This is a genomic window from Thermosporothrix hazakensis, from assembly GCF_003253565.1.
Taxonomy (GTDB): Bacteria; Chloroflexota; Ktedonobacteria; order Ktedonobacterales; family Ktedonobacteraceae; genus Thermosporothrix; species Thermosporothrix hazakensis.
Genome location: NZ_QKUF01000025.1, coordinates 26,442 through 34,744, shown reverse-complemented (window position 1 = coordinate 34,744; position 8,303 = coordinate 26,442). Strand labels below are relative to the sequence as shown.

Genomic DNA, 8,303 nt, shown 5'->3' with positions numbered 1-8,303 from the left:
GGAGGCTGGATCTCTCAGAGAACCAGCTAAGGGAGGTGCCGGCGGAGATAGGGAAGTTGCAGCAGTTAAGGGAGCTCAATCTAAGCGACAACCGACAACTTCGGCGCCTGCCGGTAGAACTGGGCAACCTTGAGATGCTTGATGATATTGGGCTCCGTGGTACAGATGAACTGCTCATGCCGCCTCCGGAGATCGTGGAGCAGGGAACCTCGGCGATACGCTCTTTTCTCCGGGAATTGCAAGCAGATGGCAAGGAGCGCCGTGAGGCGAAGGTGATGGTGATCGGTGAGGGCGGGACCGGGAAAACATCGCTCCTGCGGGCTCTACGCGCTGAAGCTTTCGAGGCTCAGTCGGCGACCACGCATGGCATTCGCGTTGAGCAACTGGTATTCCCTGAAAGCTCGCTCACGCTCAATACCTGGGATTTTGGCGGCCAGCATATCTATCACGCGACCCATCAGTTCTTCTTGAGCCGTCGCACGCTCTACCTGCTCGTCTGGAACGCGCGTGTAGGCGTCGAACAGAGTCGGCTTGATTACTGGCTTGACCTGATCCAGCTTCACGCGCCCGACTCGCCGGTTCTGCTGGTCGCGACGCATACCGATGAGCGGGCTCCAGATCTGAATTATCAGCAATATCAGCAGACCTACAAGCAGCTTGTCGGTCTCTTCCCGGTCAGCAACAGGGATGGTACTGGGATCGATGCATTGAAATCAGCAATTCTTGAGCAGGCAGAAAAATTGCCGCTCGTCGGGCAGCTCTGGCCGCAGCGCTGGACGCAGTTTGAACAGTCACTCCAAAAAGCAAAGCCGCACCATATCTCGGCTGAAAAATATTGCAATATCGCCAGAGCGCATGGCATCAAGCGGATAATTGCCCAGGGGACGCTTGGAACCTATCTGCACGAGCTTGGCAAGCTGATGTATTTCGGGGATGATATGATCCTGCGCAATCTGGTCGTGCTCAAGCCAAACTGGATCACAAAGGCAATCAGCTTCGTGCTGACCGATGAGGCCGTCAGGCAGGCAAGCGGTATTCTCAAGCACGAAGATCTGCCTCGCATCTGGGCACGAGACGATGAGGGCAACGAGTACGAGCCGCACCTGTATCCGATCTTCTTGCGGCTGATGGAGCGCTTCGACCTGAGTTATCAGCTTGAGATTGAGGGCCGTGATAATGTATCGACAAAAAGCCTTGTCCCGCAATTGCTCCCGTTTGAGCCGCCGGTCAAGCTTGATCCGTGGCCCACATCGCCGCCTGATGGACTCTCGCAGGTCGAGATGGTCTACCGCTTTGAAGTGGTGCCGCCCGGCGTCATGAGCCGCTTTATCGTGCGTACCCATCGCTATACCCGCGGCTTGCACTGGCGCGATGGCGTCCTGCTCGAACACGACGGCCATCAGGCTCGCGCCGAATTGAACCCGATGGCGCGTGAACTCCGCTTGCTTGTCTGGGGGATTGCGCCGCATAACTTCTTCGTCATCTTAAAAGCGACCATCGAGCAGATTCTATCGGACTTCAAAGGGCTCAAGATGCGGCGCGAGGTTCCCTGTATCTGCCACTGGAAGCAGCCGGGTGCGCAGCCGTGCCCGCGCTACCATCGTTATGAGGATCTTGAGCGCCGATGGAAGGCGAAACGTGCGACAGTGGAATGTCCCGAAAGCTTCGAGGAGGTCTCGGTATCGCAACTGCTATACGGCATTCACCCGAGTACGGATGAGCTCATTATGCACGATCTGCTCAAAGGGCAGAAGCAGCTTCTTCGCGATGTGCATGCTAGCCGGGAAGAGACAAGGCAGCTTCGGGAGCAGTTGAAGCAGATGGCGGAGCTGCTCAATCGCAACTTCGCCCGTCAGTGGAATTTCAAGATGAAGCAGCTTGAGGCCGAGTGCCCGAACGTCTTCTACCTGACCTGTGGAGATCGGAGGTGGTGGAACCCGAAAGATTGGGTTAGCCGGGAATACAGGCTGATCCTGCTCTGTCAGCATCCATCGGGCCCGCATCCCATTGGTGAGGGCTACCCGGTCCGCGAGGCGAAGGAGTGGTGGCAGAAGGTGAACCCGTGGCTCCACTACGTCGTGCAATTCCTCCGGCATGGGGTGCCGCTTGGGCAGGCATTGGGAGCGCTCTATAACGAGCAGATGCAGGAAACCTATGAGAAGCCGCTTGCCGTGCTCGAAGAGCTTGTCTCGCTGATTCCATCCACATTGCCGCAATATGATGAGCTGGAACGGGGATTGCCCGATCCGCACTTTATGCGGGCTGAACCGGCTGTTGGGGCCGCCTTACGTGCGCTGCATAGCTTCTTAAAGGTGGCTGACCCATCCTGTGAGTGGGGTGGGCTTGCGAAGACGATCACGCCGGATGGGAACATATTCTGGCTCTGTCCGGAGCATCGACGCCAGTATGAACCGCGACTGCTGGTGCTCGATGCGATACAATAGACTGCCAATTGGGGTGAAGAGTGAGAGGAGTGGGGCATGAGCCTGACCCAATTTATCGCCGAAAGGGATGTGAAAGCCGCGCTGAGAAAGGCGTTCCCGTTCACAGGGCCGCCGTTGGAGGGAGAGCCGATCGCGCCTCCTCTCACGCGCCATTACGCCCTTGTCGGAACCGCGTTTGACTACCTGTTACGTTTCTCCTTGCAGCGAACCTATACGCACGCCGTCGCCCAGCCCTGGATTGCCGAGCTGGCAACAACGCTGCTCTACGACGAGCTTGAAGCGACCTACGGAACTCCAATCGCCGCGCTGACTGTGCAGATCGTCGCGGAGGCGAAGGACCGCGTTGCCCGCTATATGCAGGATGGCGAGCCTTCAGACGCGCTGCTCTGGTCGGCGCTGTTGTTGGCGCAGATCGATCCCTTTGTGCGCATGGGGAGGCTCCATCAGCCCTTTGGCATCGTTCAGCAGCTCGATATTCAGGATCTACGCCAATTGCTTGCGCTGGTGCCGCGCTCCGAGCTCTCGTCGCAGACGGTTTGCTTGCTGAACCCGAGCTTTGGTGCATCGGCTCTGGTGCAGGGTGCGGATGTTGACCTCATCCTCGATGACTGTATGATTGATATTAAGACCACGCAATACTTGCGGGTGAAGAGGGAATATGTGGATCAGTTGCTTGGCTACTATCTGTTGTATCGTCTGGGCGGGATTGCAGGCGCTCCCGAACAGCACGCAATCAACTCGTTTGGCATCTACTTTGCGCGTCATGGCCGCCTGTATCGCTTCCCGGTGGCGCAGCTTGTGCGGGAGGAAGCGCTTCCTGAGATCCTGCATTGGTTCGTCCGACGGGCGCGGCTCTCGTATCCCCAGATGTTCTAGCAGGCGGACAAACCACGTTTTTCATGTAGCCTGCTCGCCGGAAATGCAACAAAGCGGCTCTCAGAACCGACCGCTTCGTTTCTGGTACACGCGATACTGGTGGGCGATGCGGCGCTTGCGGAGCCGTCTCACCTTCTTTTCGGTTTCAATGTACATATCGCGTCCCCTGCTCCAATGAGGCCGTACCACGAGCCTGGCCGGTGCACGGCCTGAAGGGGGCGCAGGGAAGGTAGAAGCGGGTACCGATCCCCCTGCCAGGTACGCCGTTCAACTGCGATGCTATGCCAGGCGCGAAGTAGCCCGACATGCCGCACCATCCTGTAAAAATGGCAATACGTGTTTGTAGCCTTCTCCATCCTAGGCCGGAAAAACAGCGCCAGGGAGGAGGTCACCCGATATTGTTTGGATAGGCCATATGAAGTCTTGCTGCTCGAAAGAGTTCGCAAAAAGGATGATAGCGTTGAATGTATAGAGTTACCATATTAATATGATATATTGCAACAAAAGAGGCAAAATACAGGAACCTTGCTCGATGCCGTGAGCCCGGATCAGATGCCGTTCTACGCTGCTCATATTCCATGCGGAAACGAGCTGTAGGGGGAATGATGGACAAAAAAGCGAGGAGGGGAAAAGCCATATCCGGTGAACATATGCCGAATGCTGCATAGGAGCGCAAAGAGGAGGGCTCTTCTCGGGCGGACGGAGCTACGTTGCCGAGAATACTGATCGGTTGTTACTTTTGTCAAAGGAAAACCGTCGAAGTGGTGATGGAAGAAATAGTACTCTCTACACCGCAATCTCTCGCGCAGCAGCCCGCCGTCGTTGGGAGCATCCGGAGGCAAACCCCACGCCGTGCCCGTATCGCGGTCGCGACGACCTTTTTCATTACCGGGATGACTTTTGCCACCTGGGCGGCGCGTATTCCTGCCGTCAGCGAGCAATTGCATCTGACGCCGGGAACGCTCGGGATCGCGCTTTTCGGTCTCAATTGTGGCTCATTGCTCAGCTTGCCCATTTCCGGGACGCTGGTAGTACGCCTGAGATCTCGTACAACTGCATTTATAGGATTTCTTTTTTATTGTCTCTTATTTCCCTTGCTCGGGATGATGCCAAACGTCTGGGCGCTTGCCTGTATGCTTGGTGTCTATGCCCTTGGGTCCAGCCTGACGAATATCGCGATCAACGTGGCAGGCGTTGCAGTGGAGCAGCGATACAATCGTCCGTTGATGGGGAGCTTTCACGCCTTTTGGAGCTTCGGGGGTGTCGCTGGCTCGCTGATTGGTGCGGGCGCCGCGTCAATCAATATGCCGGTCTGGCTCCATTTTGGCCTGATGAGTATTGTCTAGCTGATTGGTGGCTTGCTGGCAACCATGCACTTTGTACCGGAAGAGCAGCATCAGAAGCAGGACAAAACGGCCTCGCTGCGCCCAAAAGGAGCGTTACTGATTCTGATAGTCATCGCCTTTTGTGCCTTCCTCTCCGAGGGCGTAATGAGCGATTGGAGCGGAATCTATATGCGTGACACGGTGCAGAGTGGCGCCGGTATTGCCGCGCTGGCCTACTCTGTTTACACGTTTACGATGTCCATCGGGCGATTCAGCACTGATCGGGTTGTCGCTCTGCTTGGGCCGCGTCGTTTTGTCTGTGGGGCGGCTCTACTGGCTGCGTCAGGGCTAGGGCTTGCGCTGCTGGTTCCCACGACGCCGACCGCATTTCTGGGCTTTGCCCTGCTCGGCATTGGTGTTGCGGGCATCGCGCCGACGGTCATCGGAGCTGCCGGGCGTTTGCATGGAGGAGCCGCAATAGCGCTAATCACGGGTGTTGGCTACGTCTCGTCATTAAGCGGCCCGGTTGTGGTTGGCTGGCTGGCTGAGGCGTCTTCGCTACGCCTGGCGCTCTGCTTCATTGTCTGTATGGCGCTGGTTATGTCGATGCTTGCGCTCAAACTTGAGCGAAGGCAGCAAATATAGAAGAGTCGAAGAGCCCTGATAAGAAGGAAAGGAAAAGGCACGCCTCGTCGAACGTGCGTAGGAGATGTCTCGGAGGTGGGACATCTCCTTTTTCTGTTTATCGGTATGTTGCCAGGAAATCGAGCACGATACGATTAAACAGCTCAGGATGTTCCAGGATCAGATGATGTGCTGCGTCGGGAATGAGCACTCTGCGAGCCCTGCGGATGCGCTTGCGCAGGATTTCCGCCAGTTCAACGCTGGCCGGAACGTCCTGGGTGCCAGCAAGAATGAGCGTGGGAGCCTGTACTTCTTCAAGACGCTCAAATGCGGGTGGAGCTGGCTCCAGAGGCTGAAGCACTTTGTGGGATTGATTCATCCATTGGTGCAGGGTGCCGCGCCGGATAAAGTTGCGAACTCTGGCGCTGACTTGCTCCTCCGTGCGATGTGGACCAATCGTCCAGGTGCGCAGACAGAGGTCTGCTGCTCGTTCAAGATCCTCTTGTTCTAATGCCTGCTCGATCGAATGGAAAGCGTCCTCAAGCGGTTTTCCTCGTGTGCGCTCTTTGATGTGAAAGCCGCTGACGCCGGTCGAGACCAGGACGAGAGATTCTACCATATCCGGTTGTGATAGGGCGAAATCGAGCGCGACTTTTCCACCAAGCGAGAAGCCAATCAGTGAGGCAGGTTTCAACTCGAAGTAATGCAGGAGGTGCCACAGATCCTCATGCCAGAAAAAGGGACGCGGTTCCGTCAGGTAGGGAGCGGATTGACCGAAACCACGCAGGTCAAAGCGAAGAACGCGGTAATGCTGTGCGAGCACATCAAAATGCATATTCCAGAGAGTATGGTTTAAAAAGTGCCCGTGAAGCAAAACCAGAGGCCGTCCTTTCCCGGCCATCTCGAAATAGAGCCGTGTTCCATTCACTTCCGCAAAGCCGCTACAACGATGTGTGTTTCTTTGCATTTCTCCCTCACTTTACTTCCAGGCTCCAATTACCTATAAAACAGTATAAAACGATATGATTTTACTTTCAATGCGATTTTTTCACATGGCAGACGAAAAAGGCTATGAGAGAACACCCTTCGCTTGTTCTCACCTCTCTTTTAAAGCTCATCCGTTATCCTTGGCCCCTTTTCTTGGGAAAGAAAAATCCGTTCAAAAGAAACCAAATTGTGACGGGCTTCATTTTAAAGAAGCTGGCGAGTGTGTATCTTTCCTGTTATGATAATTGCTGCTGATCTTTAGATGGAAATATTTCGGTGTGGCAGAAAGTGACATCTCGCTTTCTGCTGAACCTCCCACCACGGAACAACTCTATCTGTATGAATTCGAGAAGGAGTTTTGTATGCGTTGCCCTTCATGTGGATTTGACTTACCGCCTGGCGCTCCTGCATGCCCCCGCTGCGGCCAGCCGGTTCAATACAGCATGCCGCCACAAAAGCGCAATACAGGTCTTATTGTCACTCTTTCTATTCTAGGAGCGCTTTTGTTAATTGGTGCCTGTGTCTGCGCCGGTATTTTTGCGCTTGGCGGGGCTTTTGGTCTCGGTCTATTCGAGACCAGCAACTATAGTGCGACTGAAACGGCTGAGGAAACGGCGACCAGCGAGGCTGAAATCACTGCAACCGCCGCGTACGCGCTCTCGCCGACGCCCTATACCGAGCTCAACCCGCCTTCCGGCAATACTGTTTCGTCCAGTGCTGAAGCAAAATTCAAAATTACTATTCTTACCGACTCTAAAGACGGTACTACATCGTATGATGTTTTTAACTCTGGACAAACTATATACGCGAGTTTCGATGTTGAAGAGGGTGCGGTGGGTTATGTAACCACGAAATGGTACTTCAACGGAGATCCACCCGATACGGGAGAGCCGCTTGAGATGGGCCGCGAGTATGGCGGTGGCTACTATTCGCATGAATATTACGAATCTGGATATGGTGCCGTTGAATTCTACTGGTGCAGCACATCCTCGTGCAGTGATGAAAAGCTTGCTGCTGTCAAAACGTTCCAGGTAAAGTAGGCAGAGCACCCTTGCTCTCTGCGCGATAGGAACTATTTGACGAGCGCTCTGGATGCCACGAAGAGCCTGTATAGATAAATGGTCGATACAGGCTCTTTTATTTTTCGTGAAATGAGAGAATCAGTGAAAGCGCTGTTCCAGTAAACCGAGCACAGCACCGGCGAGGGCAAATACAACCATACTGGGAGGTATAGCAAGCAGAAGGATCCAGAACAGCATTTGTATAGAAGAGTTAGTGTCAGCATTTTGAGGCGTGGTTATGATGTAGAAGAGGAGAGAGGCTATGGTAAAGATCAGAGGGATAAGCAGTCCGGTCCAGAGGCCTGCGATTGCGCCTCGGCGGGCTCCTGGCTTGCGTCCCGGTCTGTGTACCGTACGCTGCCAGACAACCATCATGCACAGGGCCGCCAGCAGCAGGAGCGGAATTTGATATTGCGCTTCAGGGAGCATGACGCCGGGGATAAAGCCGAAGCCCCCCGAGCTGAATGGGCTCAAGATGAGGCGCTGTAGCAAGCCTCCGGGAAGAAGTAATTGCGGTAACAAAAAAGCAACCAGGCCCACAATGCAGAGCCAGAGCCGATAACGGGGTGTGGCTGGCTTGCGAGCTTCTGGTTCCGTCTGCGTATGTTTTGACATGATAAAGCGATACTCCGATTAGTGGTTGTCAGGCTGAACGCGCTTCTCTGGCTGTTCTACCTGCATTGCCTGGTGTAATCTTCCAGGCTGGCTGAAAGGCTTCTGACACTGCTCCTGTGTCAATGATGTTCACTGAGTCGCTGAAGCTGTCGCGCTCATTTTCCTCTTGCATGTTTGGCTGCTCTGTATTCCATTCCAAAGGGTAACTTCTTTGAAGAGTATAGGGTATTTTGTACATGTGTGCAAGGAAGAAAATGGAGTACTGCACTATTGATAGAAAAGAGATATCACCGAGCAATGGCTGCTTTCCTGTATTTTGAAGCGAGAATGAGCACCTGCTATTTCCCGAATAATCAAGCCAACTATATGAT

At 54.5% G+C, this 8,303-nt stretch carries 8 protein-coding genes; 5 read left to right on the top strand and 3 right to left on the bottom strand.

Annotated features, from left to right (window positions below):
• The 4 genes from EI42_RS24235 to EI42_RS24220 form a co-directional block, all read left to right on the top strand.
• Window positions 1-2,444, top strand: a 2,444-nt coding sequence (locus tag EI42_RS24235) for a COR domain-containing protein (RefSeq protein ID WP_249033478.1), incomplete at its 5' end; no start/stop codon positions are given.
• Window positions 2,445-2,480: 36 nt separating this feature from the next.
• Window positions 2,481-3,320, top strand: a complete 840-nt coding sequence (locus EI42_RS24230) for a hypothetical protein (RefSeq protein ID WP_111325228.1) — start codon at window positions 2,481-2,483, stop codon at window positions 3,318-3,320.
• 767 nt (window positions 3,321-4,087) lie between these two features.
• The gene (locus tag EI42_RS24225; RefSeq protein ID WP_111325227.1) at window positions 4,088-4,666 is read left to right on the top strand and encodes an MFS transporter; all 579 of its coding nucleotides are present in this window, start codon (window positions 4,088-4,090) and stop codon (window positions 4,664-4,666) included.
• A 24-nt stretch (window positions 4,667-4,690) separates the two neighbouring features.
• Window positions 4,691-5,290, top strand: coding sequence for an MFS transporter (locus EI42_RS24220; protein WP_111325226.1), 600 nt, complete (start codon window positions 4,691-4,693; stop codon window positions 5,288-5,290).
• A 97-nt stretch (window positions 5,291-5,387) separates the two neighbouring features.
• On the opposite strand, the gene EI42_RS24215 is transcribed toward EI42_RS24220, so the two are convergent.
• Window positions 5,388-6,236, bottom strand: coding sequence for an alpha/beta fold hydrolase (locus tag EI42_RS24215; protein WP_111325225.1), 849 nt, complete (start codon window positions 6,234-6,236; stop codon window positions 5,388-5,390).
• A 382-nt stretch (window positions 6,237-6,618) separates the two neighbouring features.
• Between EI42_RS24215 and EI42_RS24210 the strand changes: the two genes are divergently transcribed.
• Window positions 6,619-7,296 carry a zinc ribbon domain-containing protein gene (locus tag EI42_RS24210; protein ID WP_137686409.1) on the top strand — a complete coding sequence of 226 codons (678 nt, stop codon included), beginning with the start codon at window positions 6,619-6,621 and terminating at the stop codon, window positions 7,294-7,296.
• A 120-nt stretch (window positions 7,297-7,416) separates the two neighbouring features.
• On the opposite strand, the gene EI42_RS24205 is transcribed toward EI42_RS24210, so the two are convergent.
• Both EI42_RS24205 and EI42_RS32795 read right to left on the bottom strand, forming a co-directional pair.
• A complete protein-coding gene (locus EI42_RS24205; RefSeq protein WP_111325223.1) occupies window positions 7,417-7,932 on the bottom strand; it encodes a hypothetical protein in 516 nt (171 codons plus the stop codon).
• 28 nt (window positions 7,933-7,960) lie between these two features.
• Window positions 7,961-8,104, bottom strand: a complete 144-nt coding sequence (locus tag EI42_RS32795) for a hypothetical protein (RefSeq protein WP_211326330.1) — start codon at window positions 8,102-8,104, stop codon at window positions 7,961-7,963.
• Window positions 8,105-8,303: the final 199 nt, after the last annotated feature.